The following is an 18486-nucleotide window of genomic DNA, read 5'->3' on the forward strand; positions in this document are numbered from 1 at the left end:
CGTCGTGCAATCCGAAAGCATCGGTGATACCCTACTGGCTAAGCTGGTGGGGTGTTTTTACGTTTAGGGGGATGTAATTTGAAGAACATGAAAAGCTTAATAGTAACCATAATATTGGCCTTTAGTATCGGGTGGGCTGTTACACACGGAATGTTCATTCCGCAAGGTCATGAGGCTCCTACGGTGTCTGAGCAATCGCAAACAGCGACAACTGGCGAGACAGTGCAGTTGGAGTTCCCAAGTTCACGTTATCCTGAAACGGCGCAACACATTAAAGAGGCCATAGCAGCCGGGAAGTCATCAATATGCACAATTGATCGTGACGGAGCCGACAGCAACCGTGACGCATCTTTACGGGGTGTGCCCACACGTAAGGGCAAAGACCGCGACGAATGGCCTATGGCCCTGTGCGCAGAAGGTGGAGAGGGTGCAGACATTAAGTACATATCCCCAAAGGATAACCGTGGTGCAGGTAGCTGGGTAGGTCATAAGCTGGACGACTATCCGGACGGAACCCGAGTGGAATTTATAGTGAAATGATGTACAGGCGTATGCTATATTAGATGTAACAGTAACACACCCGTGTATTTAAATTTTTAGTTCTACTTTTAGAACATATAACCATAACAAAGGATGTAAAAAGCTCTGCTAACCTTAATTGGTCGGCAGAGCTTTTACTTTAATCATTCCGATGCGCGTGTATTTCCTCCGCCTCAGCAGGCGTTTTGAAATCAAACTCGAAGTATACTGCACGAGTAACCTCTCTTATTTTATCATCCTCCCAACCTTGTCGGCGTAGAGCTGATATGATGTACCCAAGGCAGGCGTTATTACTCATTGCTTATCCCTCCAGACCTTTACCCCGACGTACACCGATACGACCAATGCAGCCACGCTCACAACCATCGTTACTGTCTCCATACGATTACCTCCTATAGAGGGGCCGTAGCCCCTTAATGGTTAATTGTGAGCAGTCTCCAGTTCTTGCATTTTTGAATTTACTATATTGTGGAACATCATGTTCCAGTTATTATACTTAAATCCTTTGTAATCTTTTGCGGCGCTAACCTTTTCAATTGGATAGCCCAGCGCCTTCATGGCGCTTTCCAGCAAAATTACATTTTCCTTTGTTGCCCTATACTTCTTAAACATTATCATTACCTCCCGCGTAAGGCCGCCGCCATATAGTCTATCTATGGAAAATCAATATAATTGTATTGGCGATGCTAATTATCAAGGCGGCATAAGTGGCCCATATTTCTACCCTTTTTTTCATATCTCATCGCTCCTTGTGTTATAATCGAAAGGAAAGGCGACACCTTGTATTTCATCACCCTACACCTTAACCCCTTGCGGGGCCAAGGCTTCGGGTTTCCCTACTTCACCAGCAGGAGGATGAAGGTGAGTACCGAGTTAATCAAGAGGATGATTGCAGTCACCATCTTGATTGTTTCGACTCGTTGCTCTTGTTGCCTTTCTTTTCGTGTTTTATCCAAGTTGTTCACCTCCTTTCTATATTCTAATTATACAACATTAAACGTTGAATGTAAACATAAAACGTTTAATTTATTCTTTTAAAGTTGATTTTAATCGTTTAGTGTTGTATATTTAGCGTATGGAGGTGAGTCATTATGTTACGTTTGAGGCTACGAGAATTAATGTTTGAAAAGCGGTGGAATGCGAAACAGTTAAGTGAGGCCACTGGTATTCGTTGGAATAGCATAGACGATATGATGGAGAATCGGTCAAAGAGATGGACTGTTGAAAATATGGAGAAAATTATGACTGTCTTGGAATTAGAGGATATATCAGAACTTATTGAATATAAAAAAATGAGCAGGAGGGAATGACCTCTCTGCTCTTTTTGTATCTGGATATATTAAAACCCCGGATTGCTCCGGGGCCTGTTTTATTTACCGATATCAATCAAGGCCGTTTTTCCAGCTTCAAACCCAAGCCCGCTATCGGCTTGCAGTTTGAATCCTTTGCTATCCTTTGGTACTTCAAATGCAATGTTTGCCTTCTTTGTTAAACCGGGGTTGATCTTGGCGAAAAACAACATGTTTTCCGGTTTGTTTATGTACATATCCGCATCGCTCATTGGCTCATATTCTGTACCGTCTGTGCCGATCAGCTTGAACATACTGGAGTCCAGTGTGCGTGCTTCCTTATCTCCGTTTTTTATCGCCAGATTTATAACGATAAATTTTTCTTCGGTAGTCTTTTGAAGGTATTCATTTTCACCGATCTTTGTCTTAGCGCTCACTTTAGTTGCTGTTACAGTAAGACTGCCCACCTTTACGGCTTCGCCTACTTTAGTCTCCTTAGGAGCAGCTTCCTTTTCAGCAGTTGCAGCAGCCTTTGTATCGGCTTGTGTAGTAGATCCCGTAGCTTTTCCGCTATCAGTAGTGGTTTTAACTCCACAACCAGTAACCACAATCCCAAATGCAAGTACAGCGGTAGTGAGTAGTGCCAATTTCTTATTAAACACTTCTTATTTCCCCCTAAATTTAGAATATATTATATAGGGGTAGTATATATGAACTAGGAAAATATTTCTATAGAAATACAGGAAGAAAAAAATATATTTGGGAAGACTATTGTAAAATATACGGGATTGCCGTATATTTATCAGGTAGTATTTTACATACATGAGGAGGGAAGTCATGACCTTGAATCAATACAAAATGATTGCCGATAAAGTTGGAGGAGAGGTCGGAGAGACAATACGAGAGCTGATAAGAGAGCTAGAAGAGGCACGGGAAGTAATACGAGGCAAGAAGATTCCTCCGTTGCTTGGAAGCAAAGAAGTAGCTGAGTATTTGGAGGTAGACCCCAAGAATATGCATCATACCCGTAAAACACGTTTTTTCCCCGAGCCGGATCTATTGGTTGGAATACGACCATTTTGGTTCAAAACTACTATACAGATGTACCAGGATAAGCTGGCGGATTGGCGCGAAAGTAACGCTAAATAACTGCTGGATAACTGGTGAAAAAGGGGATGCGCGTATGTGGGAGCCGATTAGGTTCTTACTGTTTTCGACAGCGGAGGCAATGGCGGCATTTTTTCTAATGACCGCTATGTTCCGCTTGAAAGGGATTGATTATGCATGGCAGGCTCTGTTTATAAGCCTTATTATGAATCTTCAAAGCTATATGATTCGAGAGGAAACAAGCCTGTCATTTATAGCGCCAATCGTGAACATTCTTCTATTCACATTTTTGCTCGCGACCGTTGTTAAAGTACCCGTTTTGTGGTCAGCGATAATTTCCATAGCCGGGGTTTTCTTGTATGGAGCTATACAAGCGATACTACTGGTTACCACCTTTAAGGAGGTAGACTCTACCCAATTACAAAACTCATCAACAGGGGCGTTGTTGCAGGCCATAACTAGCGCGTTGGTATTTATTCTATCTTGGTTCCTGTACAGATTCCGGGTAGGTTTTACCTTCGACTTCGAAAAGCTCCGTCTTAAATGGGAACACACTATAGTATCAGTTCTTATTGTCACGACTCTTGCGGCTGCAGCATTTGTCATGTATGCAGCCGATCTTGCACTTATTATTATTTATTTTGTACTGGCTGCAGGGATGTTTTTATACTATGCGTTAAAAAAAGAAAGGGAAGAGGGGTGAATAAGCTGATCGAGGCCTTATCTTTACGCATGGCTCAACACATTAAAAGCGTTGTGCCGGATCATCCCGCTTCTGTAGCGGTCTTAAAGCATGCACTGGCTGTACTCCTTAATATGTTCTTTATTATCGCCTTTACAGTTGTCGTTGCTTTATTTACGGGCAAGGTGAGAGAGGTCGTTTCATTAATGGCCGCATTTGCGTTTTTACGGCAGATGACAGGCGGAGTACATCTTAAAAGTGGTATGGGCTGCGTATTGGTTTCTGTACTGTTATTCACTGTTTTGTCATATGTGGAGTTTAATCATGTATGGACAACTGGGGCCACAGTCGTCAGTATGTTCCTCATCCTTCTGTATGCGCCCGCAGGGATCGAGAACCAAACGCGCATACCACCACGATACTTTCCGTTATTGAAAGTGGCTGCACTTATTGTCGTTGGCTGCAACTTTTGGTTTGTTAATCCCGTTACAGCTGCAGGTTTTTTGGCACAAAGCCTATCGTTAATTAGCCTAAGGAGGTGGAGAACATCATGAGATTTGGAAAATTTAAGATTAGACGAAGCACCTACTACGGCTTGGCTACATGCCTTTCCTCGGTTGCAATTATGACCGTTGTAGTTGCAAGTTTGGTATTTGTCCATAACCCGGAACCTCCGGAAGAACTGCTTAAATAAAGCTGGAGATGAGTTTATGATTTCTGTAACAAAAGAATTGGATGCAGGTCTGATCGTAATTCCTGTTCCTGATATATGCTACGGGGAATATGATAGCTCGATTGAGAGGATCAAAATCCATACACACAAGCACACATTTTATACAACTGGTTCGTTGATTTATTGGACAACCATTTTAAATAACAGTGGGTATAATTTTCACAAAGCTGACCGATACCATATGATTAATGTGGACAACATTGTCGAAATGGATTCGAAGTTACGTTATGTGTACTTTGACGAGCAGCCAACAGAAGATTCAGTAGTATGTAAGATGGCATACCATAAGTTCATTAAGGTTAGCCAGGAATTGTTGAAGCTTAATTCGAGGATTGTCTTAACGTAAGAGCTGCTGAAAAGCAGCTCTTTTTTTGCTCGGGGCGGCATTGTAACATAGGTCTAATGTAACATGCTGTCGAAACTTGTAGAATGCATATGCAAAATTCATTCTACGAATTTTTATTTACATAACCCTAATTATGGGATTAAATAATAAGAAATGGTTAGCATTTTTTTCTTGACACAGTGGAGGTTAACAACGCTGTAAACATGGCGCCATGGTGGAGCGGTATACAACCACTCCGGCCTGTGCGTTAACGGGGCCATTCGTAAAGGTCGACCTCTTGGCAACATAAGACAATGCACATCCCACGCATGACGACCGGGTTCATCTTCCTGTGGTCGTTCTCATACTGGGATATCATTACTGTGGATACATCAAGGCCGAGCCTAGAGAGCCTATCAGACAACTGAGCCTGTGTTATTCCGGCTTCTAGTCTCCTATAACGCAACAGGCACTTCCCGAAGGTAAGCGCCATGTCGATCCTCCATATTAAATTTTTATTGTGTAAGAACGTCCGTTCGCATATAATGAAACTACGATTACACGGGGGTAGTACATAATGACCAAAACCGATAGTGTCGATGCAGCTCACTTTTTGCAATTAATCGCAAAGGATACCGAGGCGAATTTACAATTAATTGCCGATTTTTTTAACGATCTTGCTGCAGAAGCAGACGAGCCATAGACTGCAACTTTTCTTTATCCGCACGCGTAAGTTCACGTCCATTTATAGTAAATTCAGCATCCAAGAATGAATCGTCGCCTAACTCAATAGCCTTTACCAGAGCCCTTTCAGCCTCCTTCAAAACGCTGTTAGGGTTATTTGTATGCCCCAGTACCCAATCCGATGTTACTCCATAAAGATCACACAGGACCTTCAAAGTGTCATAATCCGGCTGGTTCTTCCCTGTTTCATAACCACTCAATGTTTTGTTGTTAATCCCCGTAGAATGCATGACTTGCAATTGTGTCATGTTGTTGGCTTTTACACGAGCTTCTTTCAATCTTTTAGCGTAAATTGGCAACATCTTATCGTTCACCTCTTAATTAGGATAGTAGCATAATATCCGAGTTACAGAGAAATTATTCTCTAAAACAAATACTTTTTTTATTTTTAGCGTTGACATCTCTGAAACGAAGAATTATAGTAAGGGTACGAAATCTCTGAAACAGAGAATATTCTCTAAGACAGAGAAGAAGGGAGGCGTATCATGCCCGGTACCAAAACACCTATTCCTATTTACCGTCGCGTTCGCAATTACATCCTTACCCAAGGTTATGTATTCAAAGATGTTGCTGAAAAAGCCGGTATTCATCCAAAGCGATTCTACAAGCTACTGTCCGGCACCTATGCACTAAACGCGGAAGAGCTGGAAGCGATATGTATGAAGGGACTGGGTATCAATCCATCGGTTTTTTTTGAGAAACAATTCTCTGAAATAGAGAATTGACCACGAAATGAATTATACGGTAAAACCGTATAAAATGCAATACTCATTAGGGATTTATTTCCGGTTAGGAGGAAACATGAAACGAAACGTTGCTGCATTAAACGATTATCAAGCGGCGGTTGTCACGAATCGAGGCGATGCATCACTTACATTGTTTCAAGAAGAAATAACTGATCTGGAAGGATTGTCAGGTGTCCAGCCTGCAAAATCATTCAGGATAGATGGGGTCGAATCGCTTATAGAACTGCGTGATTTACTAATTGCTGCAAACCTTGGTTGAAAGGAGGTTCCGCATGAACATACGAACTGAAACCTGGCTCGGTCATAGCATTCACTTTGTTGAAAAAACACCTAGTAATTGGTGGGCAATTGCTGGAGATATCGCGGAAGCCTTGGGATATCGAAAGATTGACAGCATGCTGCGGAAATTAAAGCCATCCCAAAAGGATGCTCACTTAATGAGTACCCTTGGTGGTCTACAAGAAGTATCTATTATCTCTGAAACCGGAATTTACAAGGTGATAATGCGGTCTCGAAGAAAAGAAGCCGAAGAATTTGAGGATTGGGTACTTGAGACGATCCGCACGTTACGCCAGTCCACCGGACTTGAAGGCTTTCAAATCTTCCGCATGTTGGACAAGGACCATCAAAAAGAAGCGATGCAGAAACTGCGCTCCAGCCTGAAACAGCCTGTACGCGTGGACTTCATCAAAGCGAACACGATCGCAAACAAAGCTGTTTCATCAAAGTACGGTCACCCAAAGATGATCAAAAAGGATCAAATGACACCGGACATGCTTGTAAGCAGGCAGGAGATTCTGGAGGATACAGTCGATCTAATGGGCACCAAAGAGCGTTTCGGGCTGGACATAGCGGTGAGCCAGACGATTTATGACAAACACATTCATTAACGAAAGGAAGGTAGCTATGGACGAACAGCAAAAAGAAACCACCGCGGCAACGATGGTCACTCATGAAGAAGGGACTACGGACGGCGAAGCCTCTTCTTTATCACAGGATCGTCAATCTTCCCAGGAATCTTCGGGTGAGCAATGTAATCAGCAGCTACCCCAAATTGAAGAGCTTTCTTGTACAACAGAGCTTCATCTTCATGCAACACCGGAATCTGTTGCGGCTGAATCTCAAACTCGTGTTCGAAGTCTATTATCTCCCAAAGATAACTTGTAACGTAATCCAATGCACGATTTTTGGCAGATTCCCGATCTTCTGAAATGACCCAAACATGGGCAATTGCACTGGCAATATCTGCACAATCTTTATTCTCTGGCATCGGAATGACATTTATCACAAATAAATACGGATTCAACTCTATCACCTCCCCTCTGGAAGATAGTTTACCAGATTGAGGAAACAGAAAGAAAGGAGCATGAACACACATGCACAAGCCTAACGAAGAAAGGTTACGTGAGCTTTGCGAATTCTTCGGCAAAATGGAACGCCGGATGTTGGCGAATGGTCGTGTTCTGATAGCCCTACACGCTCGGGGCCAGTATCGCAAATACCATCGGCAGTTGGTTGGGCGGTGGACAGCATGAAGGTTTTGGGATCAGTTAAAGGCACTTGCTGCGCTGTATGCGGAAACGTAATGCATAAGCAGTTTCTACGCCGCTGGAACGAGCAGGACGTTTGCAGGCCGTGCATCGGTGAAATGACTCAGGACTACCCGGAGGGAGGTGAACACATTGGGAATGAAGCGCGATGACCTGATAGGCCGCACTGGTTCGATTACCCGGAGCATAACCGTAATTGATGCTAAGGAGTGTGAAGACGGTACCGTAGATGTCCGTATTCAGGACAGTATGGGAAATGAATATTCTACCGAATTGGACGACGATATCTATCTTGATTGAGGTGGGAGCATGAACAATCACGAACAGCAATTATTCCTTCAATTCTTCAACTCACTTGCCCCGGAAGTGCAGCGGGACATTAAGCATTATCTATTCGTCTATGACATGTATCTGGACGAGAAGGACCCGAAAGCCCGAGGAACGTTGCTGATGGAAATGCACATGCTGGAGCGCAAATACAATTTGGAGGTAACACATGGAAATAAAAATAATCAGCCTACGGGCGCATAACTTTAAGGCGCACCGTGACCTGTCTGTTGAGTTTGGCGACACGACGCAGATCACGGGCGACAATGCACAAGGCAAGTCCACCATTTTGGAAATACCTTCGTGGACATTGTACGGCACAGATACCATGGGTGGCAAGCTCGATCCCACACCTACCAATTATTCTTACGATCATGTTCAGGCTGAAACGCTGCTAGACATTGACGGGAAACAGGTGCTACTTGGTCGTGGAATTGAGAAGGGCAAGGCTACTTACTACGTCAACGAGGTTCCTAGTAAATACGGCGACTTCGACGAAATTGTTAAATCTCTTTTTGATAAAGATTTGTTCTTGTCTCTGTATAACCCGTCCTATTTTTTCACTCTTCATAAGGATGATCAACGGGACCTGCTACTTCGTTACGTGACTCCAATATCGAATAAAGAAGTATTCACGGAAATGAGCCGGACAAGCCCGGACGAAAAGACAAAGGACATAAAACTTAATCCACAAGCTGCCAAGTTGTCGGAGTTGGTGAAAAAACACACGCTGCAGCAGTTGGGAGAAATCCATAAGAAGAACAAGAACGACAAGGACACAGCCTATAAGCGGGCACAAGGACGCACAGAGGCGCTTGTCGATCAGCTCCAAAAGCTTCCCGCAGCACCGGAGGATATCGAGGCGATTAAAGCCGAAGATGCCGCGCTGCTTGAACAAATACAGGCGCTGGAAGCCCAAACGGATATTGCCGGAGAGACGAACCGCAAGCGTACCGTATTGGAAAGTACCATACAGTCCCTTCAACGTCAGATCGGGCAAGCCAAGGACAATTATATGCGTGTCTATAACGAAGCCATTGAAGACCATTGCCCTGCTTGCAAACGTCCACTTGATACGGAGTCTGTGGAAGCTGTCACACAGGATAAGGAGCGCCGGAAGGAAGAACTTCGGAACGCGCACCAGAAGCTTATCAACGAGCGCAAAGAGCTGGAAACCCAGCTTGCCAAGATTGAGCCTGTGGATATATCCGAGCAGACCTCACAGATTCGAGCATTGGAAGAAAAGCGAGACGCAACAGCCACAGCGCTATCGGCCCACAAAGCACGTCAGGGCATGCAGGATGATCTGGACAAGGCCCGTGCTGACGAGTCAGACACGCTTGCCAGCCGGAACGATTCTATCTTTATCTTGGACGCAATCAAGGCGTTCGAGGCAAAAGAGGCCGAATTGCAAGCCGCCAAGGTGCAAAGTCTGTTCACAACTCTATCAATCTCTTTATTCAAGGATCAGAAGAATGGCGAGCGTAAGCCTGACTTCGTAATCGAGATGGACGGAAAGGCATATCCGCTATTGTCACTGTCAGAGTCCGTCAGAGCTGGTCTGGAGCTTCGGGAAGTCCTCAGCGAACAGAGTGGTGTCATTGCTCCGGTAGCCGTGGATAACAGCGAGAGTGTGTTTAAAATCAAGCAACCTTCCGGTCAATTGATCTTGGTCAAGGCCGTCGAAGATGCACCTTTGGAAATCAAACAGATCGGGAGCGAGGTGGAATGAAGAACGGAAAGAAGCCCAACCGTCGCCAGCAGGCCGCAATCAAAGAAGCCAACTTAAATCCTGACAACTGGCTCGTGTTTAAAGTCGAACCGGCTGCCATGCATATCGTACACCGCACTACTGGAAAGACCCAAATTATTAAATCATAGGAGGCTTTTAGCCCATGGCAAATACAAAACAACTCAGCACTGAAATAAATCTTAACGAAATTCAAGCGATTGGAGAGTTTGGTTTACCTGAGCTAATGACCATGAAGGAAACGCTCGGCAAGAAACTCACGATCCCACAATTCAACTTGTTCATGTACCAGATGAACCGCATGAAACTGGACCCATCACTGAAACACGCTTTCCCTATTCCTTACGGCGACACCATTGATATAAGGATTGCTTACGAGGGATACCACGCCAAAGCACAGGAGTCCGAAGGATATCAAGGCGTTTACAATCAGGTCATTTGCGAAAATGAGGTTGAAGATTTTGAAGCGGAGACTGATGACGAGGGCGTTATCGTTAGCATCAAGCATAAAATACGCTTCCCACGAGGCAAGGTTATGGGAGCCTACTCCATCGCAAAAAGAGAGGGACGAAAGAACGCTATTGTGCTTATGGATGTATCTGAGGTTCAAAAGTGGGTCAAAAAGAACCCGAACTTTTGGAAGCTAGATGACGGTTCAATAGATCCAGATATGTTCAAAAAACACGCAGGGACAAGGGCGATAAAAGCTCAATACGACATTGCTGCTGTGGTCGAGGATAGTATGGAGTCTCTCAACGCTGGATCTGCAGTACCTTCATATGAACGCCGTGATATCACTGCCGAGTCTGACGCAGCAGCAGCGGCAGCCAAGCAAGATAACAAGCAACTACCTAGCGAAGAACCGCCACTAACACCAGTCGAACAAGCCTTAGCAGATATGAAATCTAAGTTCAAGCAACTTGGCATTACTGAGAGGGACGACCAATATGCCTATATCCAAAAGCATGCGAAGCCGAAGGCTGACGCTCCCACACTGGCAGAGCTCAAAGGCCTGTTAAAGATAATGGACCTGCACCTTGCCGAGAAAGCCGCTCAGGAGCAGGCAAATGACGAGCTTCCACTTTGATAGCCAAGTCGAAATATACGTCCGCTGTGAAGACTGTCACGTTTGCGGAAATGAGATAAATCCCGGCCGGGAAGAGTACATTCGCGAATTGCGGGTGTGCCCCCGGTGCTATGCGGAACTGAGGGGAGGCGGCGCAGTACGGATATGTTTGTCTCTTTCGTGCTGGGCCGCAGGCATTATCAAGAGCCTGCCAAGGGGTGCCAACATCTTAAAGAGTGGCAAGAACGCATTAAGAGGGAGAGGGCTATATGAACATTTCAGGAATAAGGTTTGAATATTTCAACGAATGCCAAAACGTGTACATTGACGCGGTTGGCGATGATTTAATCCCGAAATTTGAAAACACAATTCCCGTTGAAGAGGGCGGAACCATTCACTGGGGAGTGAACGAACACGGCATCGTTAACTTCGGTCTTTGGAAAGATGATCCTAAAAAAAGACCGGGGCATGGTGGTATGTGGTCAAGCAGGGCAGGAGTTGTAGGCCCACTGATTGACCGCAAGATGGTTGAAGTTGGAATCAACGGCTCCGCTGCTCACATCACGGTTGAAGTCCTAGAAAAAATCCTTCCTGATGAATATGAAATTAGGGAACGGGACTCGTACGGGGAAACCGTGTATGAAGTACAAAGGAAAGACGGGAATAACGTTCCTTCCTCAAGGACAACGACATTGAATGCTGGATATTGGTATGGAGGTCTACCGGATGAAAGTTGATATCTTGGCATCCGGCTCAAAAGGCAACTGCATCGCGCTCACATCGCAAGATCAGACCATCCTTATAGATGCTGGTATAGCCAAGACCAAAATCGAAAAACGACTGCTGGACGTTGGTGTCAGACCAGATCATATCAAATCTATTTTTATAACCCACGCTCACGGTGACCACATCAAGGGCCTACCACTGGCGAATAAGTATCGCATTCCGGTGTGGGCCAGTGAAGGAGAGTGGAAAGGCATATCGGGCGTTTACGACGACCTATGCCAGGTAATCGAAACGCGGTTCGGTGTGTATGAACCCGTGCAGTTGGGACGAATCTCCGTTTACCCATTTGGCGTACACCACGATGCATATGAACCTGTAGGCTACGCAATCGAGCCGGACGAAGGGGATCGCGTCTCCGTTGTGTTCGATACAGGAAAGGTTGATAAGTCCATGCTGGCGCTCATGGAAGGTTCCATTTACATCATCGAAGCCAACCACGACCCCGACATGGTAGAGGTATCGGATTACCCTATCAGTACTCAATCTCGTATCCTGTCCGACCTTGGACACCTGAGTAACCAGCAGACAGCAGCGGCGCTCCAGAAGCTTATACAGGGCCGGGGGGAGCGCATATTCCTAACACACTTATCTAGTAAAAACAACATGCCCGCGCTGGCTGAAATGACCGTGAAGGCGGCGCTCAAGCAGCGGGGATTCATAGAAGGCACACACTATCATTTGGAGGTTGTTTCAGAATGAAGACTTTTAAAATTAGGATCATCACTAAATTCAACACCAAAAATGAACTGTTTATCCCGGGTGAGGTACACGAGGCACGCCGCCTCTCTTATGACTTCATGGATTTTAAAACGCCTTTCCAAATTGTTTCAGGCAAGAAATCAGGCGAGGAAGTGCCCTTTAAATATGCTATTGTGGGACCGGACAAGCACCAGCCTACGCAACAGCAGTTTGACAGACTTAGCCAACAAAATGCAGAGCTATTGGACGAGTTGGAACAGATCAACGCAGCGGTAGGCAAGTATGATGGGCAATTAGTGGATGCAGTACGTAAGCTGGTCCAAGACAAATCCGAATTACTCCAGACCGTGGAACGCCACACTGACGAGCAGCTAAATTCCGAAAAACTCCTGCAGCGTATCCGAGAACTGGAGACAATCGCCAACGAGCGCGATGAAATGATTAAATCCATTAAATCCGTAAGCGTTGTGATACGAGATAAGCGCAACCCTGTTGAGGTGCCTCGGGATGTAGCAAAGGCAATTGACGGGTACAGATGGAATGGGGTCGATAACGACGAAATCATGAGACATTTGGCTATCGGAATCAAGGGGCCGAACGTGGATGTTTTACGATCATATGTCCTTGAGGGAGGTAATGGACACAATCTGTTACGTGCTTTGCTCAACGGCTACACGACGGTTTCAGAACAGGACGATGCCGCCGCCATGTTGGAAAGTGTGACTACCCTTGTGCAGAAGTGGTATCACAGTCCTGCTACAGACAATGGAGTAGAGGTTTTATCTCAACAAATCTGTGATTTTATCAGGGAACGGGAAACGGCGGCAAGCGAAGCGGTGACTATTTAAAGCAGGTGGTAGAATGAGCGGCTTCATCCAGGTCGGAAGGGAGTTGCAGAACCATTGGATTCGTCAAGACAAGGACTATTGGATGGTTTTCTGTGAAATGTACTTTCTCGCCCGGTTCTCGGAAAAGCCCGAGGTGAGAAGGATTGAGGGAATAGATGTAACGGTCCATCATAAAGAGTTCATTTTCGGTCGGCCTGGCTGGAGCCGCAGGCTTGATATATCGGAGCAGCGCCTGAAAACGCTGGTCAAAAAAATGGTTAGTGAGGGGTTCATAAAGCAGACCCAAAAGTACAACAAATTCACGGTTTATTCCTTCGAATACGTGGATTCAATCAACCAGCAGAACAACCAGCACAGCAACCAGCAGAAAACTCCAGATCAACCAGCAGAACATCAAGCCACACAAGGGATTGAGGGCCATGCCAACCAGCAGAATATTTTTGAGCAACCAGCAGAACAACCAGCACAGCAACCAATGAAAGAAAAAGGTATTAAAGAAGAAGGTTACAAAGAAGAATGTTTTAAACCTTTAGAGGAGGAACAAGACGTGCGGAAGTATACAGAATCGTTTAATAAATTCTGGTCTTCATATCCAAATAAAAAGGGCAAGTCTAAGGCTTCCATCTACTGGAATAGACTTGTTGAACCTGAGCTAAAAAAAGGTAATGTAACCATGGTTGAAATTAACGAAGGCACAGCTCGCTACGTGGAATACTGCGAGAAATCGGGCAGGCCATTGAAGAGCGGAGACACAGCGGTTAATCACGAGGTGTGGCAAGATGACTGGACGTGGAAAGGTGAGACGTACGGAGACTCTAGAGTGTCATTAGCCCCAAAAGAGCCTTCATTCTTGGAACAGAAGTTAGGAGGGATGATCAGTGACGGAAAGAGAGTTGACGTTACTCCTAGCCGTAGCGGAGAAGGTTCAGTCCTCCTTGGTCAAGGATCAGGAGACCTTTAATGTTTGGTACAACTTGGTCAAAGACGTGCCGTTTGAAGTAGCGCACCAAAACGTGATACGACACCTGCAGACAAGCCCCTTCTTCCCGAAGCCAGTTAATATAATTGGCGACTATCTTACTCGGCAGCCATCATACTACGAGCTACAGAGGGCAGAAGAACAGGCTGACGCTTTGGCTCTTGAAGAGTACAACCAGCAGGCCGTGCCTATGCCCGACCACATCCGCAAGCGGCTGGAGAAATTACAGTCCAGTAGGAGGCTGAACCATGAGTCTTGAAGCTGAATGCGCAGTATTGGGTTCAATCCTGAATAAACCCGAATTACTGGACGACTGTTACCTTTCTCCCGAAGAATTTGGAGCTGACGAACGGCACGGGCTGATTCTTACGACGCTCCAGTATGCTTATGAACAATTTACAGGGAATCCTGACCCATTTGATCCGCTGTTGATGGTACAACACTGGGGTGGGAATATTGCAAAGATTGGCGGGGCGAGCTACCTCATGCAGCTTCGTGATGCGGTTCCTGCGGTTCATAACTACCAAGCCTATCAATCCATTGTTCGAGAGGCGTATGTACAACGGGAAGCCGCTAGAGCGTTTGAGGAAGCATCGGCTGCAGGAGTAATTGACGTTACGTATGTACAGGAAAAAATGGACGAGCTCAACCAACTCCAAAAGGGGCAGGCCGAGAACAATATGCTTCGGATGACAGAAGTTCTTGAGGGCCATCACTTAGAGATTATGGACCGTGGCTCCCGCGCGGGAATGACTGGCGTAAAGACGGCTTCGACTGACCTTAACGAAATGGGGAGCGGTCACCAGCCTGGAGATGTAACCATTGTAGCTGCGCGGCCCAGTATCGGAAAGACAGCCTATATTGTTAACGATTCTGTAGCTGCTGCTGAGGGCGGAACTACTGCCGCTATATTCTCCGCTGAAATGCCATCCAAAGACGTGTCAGAACGTCACATATGCGCTCTAGGTGGCATCGACAGCAAGAAGATACGAACGGGACGACTGACGGAAAACGACTGGGACAGCTACAGCAAGGCCCTTGAAATTTTGGAGTCGTTACCAATCTACATTGACGACACTCCAGGTATGACCATCGAATATATTTGGCGCCAAGCGAAGGCCCTTAAAAAGCGGAATCCGCGCCTGATCATTTATATCGACTATCTTCAATTAATTGAATCAGAACGGAAGTTTTCTAAAACATCTGAGCGTGTATCTTATGTTTCAGCACAGTTTAAAAAGCTGGCTCGGGTGCTGGGTATCCCCGTGGTGGTAATCTCTTCGGTCGGCCGGAAATGTGAGGATAGGCAGGACAAGCGTCCCATGATGTCAGACCTACGAGACAGCGGCAACATCGAGTTTGACGCGGACGTGATTATCTTCCTCTACCGGGACGACTACTATTACCCGGATACGGTCCTAAAAGGGGTCATGGAGCTGATTGTAGCCAAAGGCCGAAAGATCGGTACCGGAACTATACAGATGATGTTCAACCGGAAAACGAGCCGCTTCCTGAATCTCACGAAGGATGACAAGTACGAATTGGAAAAGAAGGTGAGGGAGCATGTCCAAAATCGAAGATGAAGCAGGCTACCAGCGTTCGTTGTCCTGGCTCGTATCAAAGGCTGCGATGCTGGATGATCCTCTCATTGACGAATCTGCCAAAACCAAACTCAGAGAGCAGTATGACCTTGTAGCGGCGAAGGTTCATGAGTATCGGCGCGGGGAGCTGGTAGCCAAGTTTCTGGGGCTGAAAGAGCAATACAAGATACTCGGATGGTCTTATCAGGAAATGCCCTCACAGGCCGAACAGGAGGCCCCAGTAACAGAGGCTGTACAGACGCAGGCCAACGCACCTACCGAGCCTGAACAGGCTCCAGAAACGCCGCCAGAGCTGCCAAAAGCTAAGCCGGATCTATCAGGCTGGTTGGATTAATTTAATAGGGAGAGGATGAACGGTATGCCTTACGAACCTGATTGCATGATTGATTATGACGATTTTTACGGTGAGCCAAGCGAATTCGAACAGAAGTGGAATGAGCTTAAAGGACAACTTATGGATAGTGTGAAGGATGAGCACAAGCAGGAGGTAGCACGGCTCAGAAAGGAGAATGCCGAACTACGTGAGGTCAAGAGTAATTTAGACGAAACGAAACACGAACACAACCAGAAGCTTCACGAATTGGACTTACAAAAACGAGACCTTGAGAGAGTTGTCCGCAAGGAACGACTCGACCAATTGATGGGTGATTTCAAACTAGAATTGTGGGTTCCTGAGTCTGATTATAAACTCGGTGAGAAGTGCGATAAATGCGACGATAATCGCAGATTCCACTACAAAACACCAATGGGAAGAAATGATTCGGAGACTTGCGGGTGTGCGGTGAAAATCCCTTATTACAAGCCCGAATTATATACCGTCTATTCATTCGGCACGTATGACAATGGCTCTAAACTTAGACCATGGTACAGAAAAAAATACCGTGATCAAGATTATTACGAATCCGACAGTTCATACGCTGCTGAAGCTATCTATGAAGGCGAGACGTTCGAAGAATTCCGGAAGAAATCAGAGGATGAATACCGCGCGTTTTTCAAGGATAAAGACGATTGCCAAGCATACTGTGAATGGCTGGCAGAAAGAAGGAAGGAAGAGATGCAAAATGCCAGATTGTGAATATTGCGAAGGAAGCAGCATACAAGATTTTGGCGATGGAGTACATGAGTGCGAAGAATGCGAAGGAACGGGTAAAACAGGCTGGATATACCAAGACGGGCAACGTGTCCCGGCTCCACCAAAGAAAATGAGGCATGTGGTTTGTTGGGAATGTGAAGGCAAAGGGTGGCACGCATCCATTGGGGCGAGCTCACTACCTGAACAGGAAACATGTCATCAGTGTAAAGGTAAAAAAACGATGTTTTGTACAGAAGAATTTTTTCAAGGTATGGGAAACTTGCAGGAGGTCGAGACGGATGAATAATAAGATACAAGAGATTAAAGAAGCACTGGCAGGGATTACACAAGGTGAATGGTGGTCAACAGATGATGCTGTAAGGATTACTCCAGCTGACAGTGAAGTATGTGTTTGGATTTGCCAAATGTACGAAGAAGACGAAAATGGGCCTGATGGGATTGCTCCTTTCCCAAACTATGAAAATAACGCAAAGTTTATCGCTAACGCACCATCTTATATATCCTACCTCCTACAACAGATAGAGATTAAGGATAAGGCGCTGGATTTTTATGCGGACAAAGAAAACTATCGCGGGTACTATTCCGCAGGGAAGGAATGGAAATCACCTGTTAACGACGATTGGGGTGACTTAGCCCGAGCAACTTTGAAAGGAGAGGATACCCAGTCATGAGCGAAAAATTCATAGTATTTGCAATCCCCGTGCTGGACTATCCAGTGCAAGGCTACCAGCCGGGAGACATGCGGGTCAAGCTTCAAGAGGAAGTCAACGAGCTTATTGAGGAAGTCGAGTCCGAGGATTACGACCAGCGCCGGACGCTATCGGAACTGTTCGACGTGTTACAGGTAACGGTGGGTCTGATCCGGCAGCAGGCGCGTGAGAATCTTCCACCCGGTGAAGCTACGAAGGTCCTCAAAGACGTGATTGCCCGAGCGAATCAGGACCACTTATACAAGATTGCAGAGTATGGGCGGCAGCGCAGTTGGGAAGTGTCGCGGCGATGAATCTTTTGGGGATCGACCCGGCTATGAGATTTGTGGGAATTGACCCGGCGACAACAACGGGGCTTGTTGCTTTGGACATTGACGGGAACGTGTTAATTGAGACGGAACTAAAAGGTAAAGGACCAAAGGAGCCCGGGGGAATATCAATGGAGCAACTGGTTTCCCTTGAAAATCAACTGTTCCAAGTAATACAGCCTAATGATGAAATTGCTATCGAACAGCCCGCTATGAATACGCCAAAGGGCGTGACAACCGGGATGATACACGGCGGATGTCGGACCATGATCCATCGAAAAAAAATGGTTTTCAATGATGTTAATCCGACCCGGACAAAGAAGTATGTTGGTGTTACCGGATGGACAGGCGAGCAGGGCAGCAAGCGCCGCTTGAAGGATAAAGAGAAGAAAAAGGCTGTCGGTGACGCTGTGAAAGAGCATTTCGGATACACCCACAAAAGCGACAACGTTGTGGATGCCTATATCATCGCTCGTATCGCTCTGAATCTCTACCGCATGCGCGAATACATGCCGCTGCTGGACAACGAACCATATCAAATAGAAGTCATAGAATCCATCTTAAATAAGGCATAACACCCAGGGCTATTGGGTCCTGCGGCGG

General features: G+C 45.9%; 34 protein-coding genes. 28 read left to right on the forward strand and 6 right to left on the reverse strand.

The window, feature by feature from the left end; all coding sequences use genetic code 11:
• The first annotated feature begins 78 nt into the window (after positions 1-78).
• Positions 79-540 (forward strand): NucA/NucB deoxyribonuclease domain-containing protein, encoded by a 462-nt coding sequence (locus ACIFO6_RS16505; protein WP_430042010.1) that lies wholly within the window; start codon positions 79-81, stop codon positions 538-540.
• A 139-nt stretch (positions 541-679) separates the two neighbouring features.
• Here ACIFO6_RS16505 and ACIFO6_RS16510 read toward each other — a convergent pair whose 3' ends face one another.
• Both ACIFO6_RS16510 and ACIFO6_RS16515 read right to left on the reverse strand, forming a co-directional pair.
• Entirely contained in the window at positions 680-838 is a 159-nt protein-coding gene (locus ACIFO6_RS16510) for a hypothetical protein (RefSeq protein ID WP_430042012.1), read from the reverse strand.
• A 122-nt stretch (positions 839-960) separates the two neighbouring features.
• Positions 961-1152, reverse strand: a complete 192-nt coding sequence (locus ACIFO6_RS16515; RefSeq protein WP_044649220.1) for a hypothetical protein — start codon at positions 1150-1152, stop codon at positions 961-963.
• 479 nt (positions 1153-1631) lie between these two features.
• On the opposite strand from ACIFO6_RS16515, the gene ACIFO6_RS16520 reads away from it, so the two are divergent.
• Entirely contained in the window at positions 1632-1850 is a 219-nt protein-coding gene (locus ACIFO6_RS16520; protein WP_430042013.1) for a helix-turn-helix domain-containing protein, read from the forward strand.
• A 59-nt stretch (positions 1851-1909) separates the two neighbouring features.
• Here the strand turns inward: ACIFO6_RS16520 and ACIFO6_RS16525 are convergent, their stop codons facing one another.
• Positions 1910-2491: a DUF4352 domain-containing protein gene (locus ACIFO6_RS16525; protein ID WP_430042015.1), complete on the reverse strand. Its 582-nt coding sequence runs from the start codon at positions 2489-2491 to the stop codon at positions 1910-1912.
• 175 nt (positions 2492-2666) lie between these two features.
• Here ACIFO6_RS16525 and ACIFO6_RS16530 point away from each other — a divergent pair, with 175 nt between their 5' ends.
• The 5 genes from ACIFO6_RS16530 to ACIFO6_RS16550 are packed head-to-tail and all read left to right on the forward strand — an operon-like array spanning position 2667 to position 4697.
• Positions 2667-2978 (forward strand): hypothetical protein, encoded by a 312-nt coding sequence (locus tag ACIFO6_RS16530; protein ID WP_430042017.1) that lies wholly within the window; start codon positions 2667-2669, stop codon positions 2976-2978.
• Positions 2979-3012: 34 nt separating this feature from the next.
• A complete protein-coding gene (locus tag ACIFO6_RS16535; RefSeq protein WP_430042019.1) occupies positions 3013-3639 on the forward strand; it encodes a hypothetical protein in 627 nt (208 codons plus the stop codon).
• Between the two features lie 29 nt (positions 3640-3668).
• The gene (locus tag ACIFO6_RS16540) at positions 3669-4172 is read left to right on the forward strand and encodes an accessory gene regulator ArgB-like protein (protein ID WP_430042021.1); all 504 of its coding nucleotides are present in this window, start codon (positions 3669-3671) and stop codon (positions 4170-4172) included.
• Positions 4169-4312 (forward strand): AgrD family cyclic lactone autoinducer peptide, encoded by a 144-nt coding sequence (locus ACIFO6_RS16545; RefSeq protein ID WP_430042022.1) that lies wholly within the window; start codon positions 4169-4171, stop codon positions 4310-4312. The genes ACIFO6_RS16540 and ACIFO6_RS16545 overlap by 4 nt, the downstream gene beginning before the upstream one ends.
• 16 nt (positions 4313-4328) lie before the next feature.
• A complete protein-coding gene (locus ACIFO6_RS16550; protein ID WP_430042025.1) occupies positions 4329-4697 on the forward strand; it encodes a LytTR family transcriptional regulator DNA-binding domain-containing protein in 369 nt (122 codons plus the stop codon).
• A gap of 247 nt (positions 4698-4944) precedes the next feature.
• Here ACIFO6_RS16550 and ACIFO6_RS16555 read toward each other — a convergent pair whose 3' ends face one another.
• The gene (locus tag ACIFO6_RS16555) at positions 4945-5169 is read right to left on the reverse strand and encodes a helix-turn-helix domain-containing protein (protein ID WP_430042027.1); all 225 of its coding nucleotides are present in this window, start codon (positions 5167-5169) and stop codon (positions 4945-4947) included.
• Positions 5170-5344: 175 nt separating this feature from the next.
• Positions 5345-5722: a helix-turn-helix domain-containing protein gene (locus ACIFO6_RS16560; protein WP_430042030.1), complete on the reverse strand. Its 378-nt coding sequence runs from the start codon at positions 5720-5722 to the stop codon at positions 5345-5347.
• Positions 5723-5905: 183 nt separating this feature from the next.
• Between ACIFO6_RS16560 and ACIFO6_RS16565 the strand changes: the two genes are divergently transcribed.
• From ACIFO6_RS16565 to ACIFO6_RS16575, 3 genes are all read left to right on the forward strand, one after another.
• Entirely contained in the window at positions 5906-6145 is a 240-nt protein-coding gene (locus tag ACIFO6_RS16565) for a helix-turn-helix domain-containing protein (protein ID WP_430042032.1), read from the forward strand.
• A gap of 76 nt (positions 6146-6221) precedes the next feature.
• The gene (locus tag ACIFO6_RS16570; protein ID WP_430042033.1) at positions 6222-6425 is read left to right on the forward strand and encodes a hypothetical protein; all 204 of its coding nucleotides are present in this window, start codon (positions 6222-6224) and stop codon (positions 6423-6425) included.
• A gap of 13 nt (positions 6426-6438) precedes the next feature.
• The gene (locus tag ACIFO6_RS16575; RefSeq protein WP_430042035.1) at positions 6439-7056 is read left to right on the forward strand and encodes a BRO-N domain-containing protein; all 618 of its coding nucleotides are present in this window, start codon (positions 6439-6441) and stop codon (positions 7054-7056) included.
• A gap of 74 nt (positions 7057-7130) precedes the next feature.
• On the opposite strand, the gene ACIFO6_RS16580 is transcribed toward ACIFO6_RS16575, so the two are convergent.
• Positions 7131-7472: a hypothetical protein gene (locus tag ACIFO6_RS16580; protein ID WP_430042037.1), complete on the reverse strand. Its 342-nt coding sequence runs from the start codon at positions 7470-7472 to the stop codon at positions 7131-7133.
• A gap of 70 nt (positions 7473-7542) precedes the next feature.
• On the opposite strand from ACIFO6_RS16580, the gene ACIFO6_RS16585 reads away from it, so the two are divergent.
• The 18 genes from ACIFO6_RS16585 (at position 7543) to ACIFO6_RS16670 (ending at position 18458) form a co-directional block, all read left to right on the forward strand.
• Positions 7543-7701, forward strand: coding sequence for a hypothetical protein (locus ACIFO6_RS16585; protein WP_430042039.1), 159 nt, complete (start codon positions 7543-7545; stop codon positions 7699-7701).
• Positions 7702-7848: 147 nt separating this feature from the next.
• Complete coding sequence (locus ACIFO6_RS16590; protein ID WP_430042249.1) at positions 7849-8016, forward strand: hypothetical protein; 168 nt, start codon at positions 7849-7851, stop codon at positions 8014-8016.
• Positions 8017-8025: 9 nt separating this feature from the next.
• Positions 8026-8247: a hypothetical protein gene (locus tag ACIFO6_RS16595; RefSeq protein WP_430042040.1), complete on the forward strand. Its 222-nt coding sequence runs from the start codon at positions 8026-8028 to the stop codon at positions 8245-8247.
• The gene (locus tag ACIFO6_RS16600) at positions 8213-9775 is read left to right on the forward strand and encodes an AAA family ATPase (RefSeq protein WP_430042041.1); all 1563 of its coding nucleotides are present in this window, start codon (positions 8213-8215) and stop codon (positions 9773-9775) included. The genes ACIFO6_RS16595 and ACIFO6_RS16600 overlap by 35 nt, the downstream gene beginning before the upstream one ends.
• On the forward strand, positions 9772-9924 hold the full coding sequence (locus tag ACIFO6_RS16605; protein WP_430042043.1) for a DUF6906 family protein: 153 nt from the start codon (positions 9772-9774) through the stop codon (positions 9922-9924). The genes ACIFO6_RS16600 and ACIFO6_RS16605 overlap by 4 nt, the downstream gene beginning before the upstream one ends.
• A gap of 14 nt (positions 9925-9938) precedes the next feature.
• Positions 9939-10880 carry a recombinase RecT gene (locus tag ACIFO6_RS16610; RefSeq protein ID WP_430042045.1) on the forward strand — a complete coding sequence of 314 codons (942 nt, stop codon included), beginning with the start codon at positions 9939-9941 and terminating at the stop codon, positions 10878-10880.
• A gap of 248 nt (positions 10881-11128) precedes the next feature.
• On the forward strand, positions 11129-11596 hold the full coding sequence (locus ACIFO6_RS16615) for a hypothetical protein (protein WP_430042046.1): 468 nt from the start codon (positions 11129-11131) through the stop codon (positions 11594-11596).
• Positions 11586-12344: an MBL fold metallo-hydrolase gene (locus ACIFO6_RS16620; RefSeq protein ID WP_430042048.1), complete on the forward strand. Its 759-nt coding sequence runs from the start codon at positions 11586-11588 to the stop codon at positions 12342-12344. Before ACIFO6_RS16615 ends, ACIFO6_RS16620 begins: the two co-directional genes overlap by 11 nt.
• Positions 12341-13192 (forward strand): hypothetical protein, encoded by an 852-nt coding sequence (locus ACIFO6_RS16625; RefSeq protein ID WP_430042050.1) that lies wholly within the window; start codon positions 12341-12343, stop codon positions 13190-13192. The genes ACIFO6_RS16620 and ACIFO6_RS16625 overlap by 4 nt, the downstream gene beginning before the upstream one ends.
• A gap of 13 nt (positions 13193-13205) precedes the next feature.
• Entirely contained in the window at positions 13206-14153 is a 948-nt protein-coding gene (locus tag ACIFO6_RS16630) for a hypothetical protein (protein WP_430042052.1), read from the forward strand.
• A 52-nt stretch (positions 14154-14205) separates the two neighbouring features.
• The gene (locus tag ACIFO6_RS16635; RefSeq protein ID WP_430042053.1) at positions 14206-14430 is read left to right on the forward strand and encodes a hypothetical protein; all 225 of its coding nucleotides are present in this window, start codon (positions 14206-14208) and stop codon (positions 14428-14430) included.
• Entirely contained in the window at positions 14420-15754 is a 1335-nt protein-coding gene (locus ACIFO6_RS16640) for a replicative DNA helicase (protein WP_430042055.1), read from the forward strand. The genes ACIFO6_RS16635 and ACIFO6_RS16640 overlap by 11 nt, the downstream gene beginning before the upstream one ends.
• Complete coding sequence (locus ACIFO6_RS16645; protein ID WP_430042058.1) at positions 15735-16106, forward strand: hypothetical protein; 372 nt, start codon at positions 15735-15737, stop codon at positions 16104-16106. The genes ACIFO6_RS16640 and ACIFO6_RS16645 overlap by 20 nt, the downstream gene beginning before the upstream one ends.
• Before the next feature lie 45 nt (positions 16107-16151).
• On the forward strand, positions 16152-16847 hold the full coding sequence (locus tag ACIFO6_RS16650; protein ID WP_430042059.1) for a hypothetical protein: 696 nt from the start codon (positions 16152-16154) through the stop codon (positions 16845-16847).
• Positions 16844-16978 carry a hypothetical protein gene (locus ACIFO6_RS16655; RefSeq protein ID WP_430042060.1) on the forward strand — a complete coding sequence of 45 codons (135 nt, stop codon included), beginning with the start codon at positions 16844-16846 and terminating at the stop codon, positions 16976-16978. The genes ACIFO6_RS16650 and ACIFO6_RS16655 overlap by 4 nt, the downstream gene beginning before the upstream one ends.
• Before the next feature lie 165 nt (positions 16979-17143).
• Complete coding sequence (locus ACIFO6_RS16660) at positions 17144-17536, forward strand: hypothetical protein (RefSeq protein WP_430042063.1); 393 nt, start codon at positions 17144-17146, stop codon at positions 17534-17536.
• Positions 17533-17868, forward strand: a complete 336-nt coding sequence (locus ACIFO6_RS16665; protein WP_430042065.1) for a hypothetical protein — start codon at positions 17533-17535, stop codon at positions 17866-17868. The genes ACIFO6_RS16660 and ACIFO6_RS16665 overlap by 4 nt, the downstream gene beginning before the upstream one ends.
• Positions 17847-18458: a hypothetical protein gene (locus ACIFO6_RS16670; RefSeq protein WP_430042067.1), complete on the forward strand. Its 612-nt coding sequence runs from the start codon at positions 17847-17849 to the stop codon at positions 18456-18458. The genes ACIFO6_RS16665 and ACIFO6_RS16670 overlap by 22 nt, the downstream gene beginning before the upstream one ends.
• The last annotated feature ends 28 nt before the right edge of the window (positions 18459-18486 follow it).

The sequence above is a fragment of the Paenibacillus sp. NRS-1781 genome (genome assembly GCF_050467745.1).
Taxonomy (GTDB): Bacteria; Bacillota; Bacilli; order Paenibacillales; family Paenibacillaceae; genus Paenibacillus; species Paenibacillus terrae_A.

What these genes read in the sequence shown, in the direction of transcription:
- ACIFO6_RS16640 (WP_430042055.1), top strand. Translation starts at nt 14,420, where the DNA reads ATGAGTCTTGAAGCTGAATGCGCAGTATTGGGTTCAATCCTGAATAAA.
- ACIFO6_RS16625 (WP_430042050.1), top strand. Translation starts at nt 12,341, where the DNA reads ATGAAGACTTTTAAAATTAGGATCATCACTAAATTCAACACCAAAAAT.
- ACIFO6_RS16530 (WP_430042017.1), top strand. Translation starts at nt 2,667, where the DNA reads ATGACCTTGAATCAATACAAAATGATTGCCGATAAAGTTGGAGGAGAG.
- ACIFO6_RS16660 (WP_430042063.1), top strand. Translation starts at nt 17,144, where the DNA reads ATGAATAATAAGATACAAGAGATTAAAGAAGCACTGGCAGGGATTACA.
- ACIFO6_RS16520 (WP_430042013.1), top strand. Translation starts at nt 1,632, where the DNA reads ATGTTACGTTTGAGGCTACGAGAATTAATGTTTGAAAAGCGGTGGAAT.
- ACIFO6_RS16615 (WP_430042046.1), top strand. Translation starts at nt 11,129, where the DNA reads ATGAACATTTCAGGAATAAGGTTTGAATATTTCAACGAATGCCAAAAC.
- ACIFO6_RS16515 (WP_044649220.1), bottom strand. Translation starts at nt 1,152, where the DNA reads ATGTTTAAGAAGTATAGGGCAACAAAGGAAAATGTAATTTTGCTGGAA.
- ACIFO6_RS16595 (WP_430042040.1), top strand. Translation starts at nt 8,026, where the DNA reads ATGAACAATCACGAACAGCAATTATTCCTTCAATTCTTCAACTCACTT.
- ACIFO6_RS16555 (WP_430042027.1), bottom strand. Translation starts at nt 5,169, where the DNA reads ATGGCGCTTACCTTCGGGAAGTGCCTGTTGCGTTATAGGAGACTAGAA.
- ACIFO6_RS16570 (WP_430042033.1), top strand. Translation starts at nt 6,222, where the DNA reads ATGAAACGAAACGTTGCTGCATTAAACGATTATCAAGCGGCGGTTGTC.
- ACIFO6_RS16600 (WP_430042041.1), top strand. Translation starts at nt 8,213, where the DNA reads ATGGAAATAAAAATAATCAGCCTACGGGCGCATAACTTTAAGGCGCAC.
- ACIFO6_RS16575 (WP_430042035.1), top strand. Translation starts at nt 6,439, where the DNA reads ATGAACATACGAACTGAAACCTGGCTCGGTCATAGCATTCACTTTGTT.
- ACIFO6_RS16535 (WP_430042019.1), top strand. Translation starts at nt 3,013, where the DNA reads ATGTGGGAGCCGATTAGGTTCTTACTGTTTTCGACAGCGGAGGCAATG.
- ACIFO6_RS16540 (WP_430042021.1), top strand. Translation starts at nt 3,669, where the DNA reads ATGGCTCAACACATTAAAAGCGTTGTGCCGGATCATCCCGCTTCTGTA.
- ACIFO6_RS16610 (WP_430042045.1), top strand. Translation starts at nt 9,939, where the DNA reads ATGGCAAATACAAAACAACTCAGCACTGAAATAAATCTTAACGAAATT.
- ACIFO6_RS16585 (WP_430042039.1), top strand. Translation starts at nt 7,543, where the DNA reads ATGCACAAGCCTAACGAAGAAAGGTTACGTGAGCTTTGCGAATTCTTC.
- ACIFO6_RS16550 (WP_430042025.1), top strand. Translation starts at nt 4,329, where the DNA reads ATGATTTCTGTAACAAAAGAATTGGATGCAGGTCTGATCGTAATTCCT.
- ACIFO6_RS16605 (WP_430042043.1), top strand. Translation starts at nt 9,772, where the DNA reads ATGAAGAACGGAAAGAAGCCCAACCGTCGCCAGCAGGCCGCAATCAAA.
- ACIFO6_RS16650 (WP_430042059.1), top strand. Translation starts at nt 16,152, where the DNA reads ATGATTGATTATGACGATTTTTACGGTGAGCCAAGCGAATTCGAACAG.
- ACIFO6_RS16545 (WP_430042022.1), top strand. Translation starts at nt 4,169, where the DNA reads ATGAGATTTGGAAAATTTAAGATTAGACGAAGCACCTACTACGGCTTG.
- ACIFO6_RS16620 (WP_430042048.1), top strand. Translation starts at nt 11,586, where the DNA reads ATGAAAGTTGATATCTTGGCATCCGGCTCAAAAGGCAACTGCATCGCG.
- ACIFO6_RS16630 (WP_430042052.1), top strand. Translation starts at nt 13,206, where the DNA reads ATGAGCGGCTTCATCCAGGTCGGAAGGGAGTTGCAGAACCATTGGATT.
- ACIFO6_RS16665 (WP_430042065.1), top strand. Translation starts at nt 17,533, where the DNA reads ATGAGCGAAAAATTCATAGTATTTGCAATCCCCGTGCTGGACTATCCA.
- ACIFO6_RS16645 (WP_430042058.1), top strand. Translation starts at nt 15,735, where the DNA reads ATGTCCAAAATCGAAGATGAAGCAGGCTACCAGCGTTCGTTGTCCTGG.
- ACIFO6_RS16565 (WP_430042032.1), top strand. Translation starts at nt 5,906, where the DNA reads ATGCCCGGTACCAAAACACCTATTCCTATTTACCGTCGCGTTCGCAAT.
- ACIFO6_RS16560 (WP_430042030.1), bottom strand. Translation starts at nt 5,722, where the DNA reads ATGTTGCCAATTTACGCTAAAAGATTGAAAGAAGCTCGTGTAAAAGCC.
- ACIFO6_RS16510 (WP_430042012.1), bottom strand. Translation starts at nt 838, where the DNA reads ATGAGTAATAACGCCTGCCTTGGGTACATCATATCAGCTCTACGCCGA.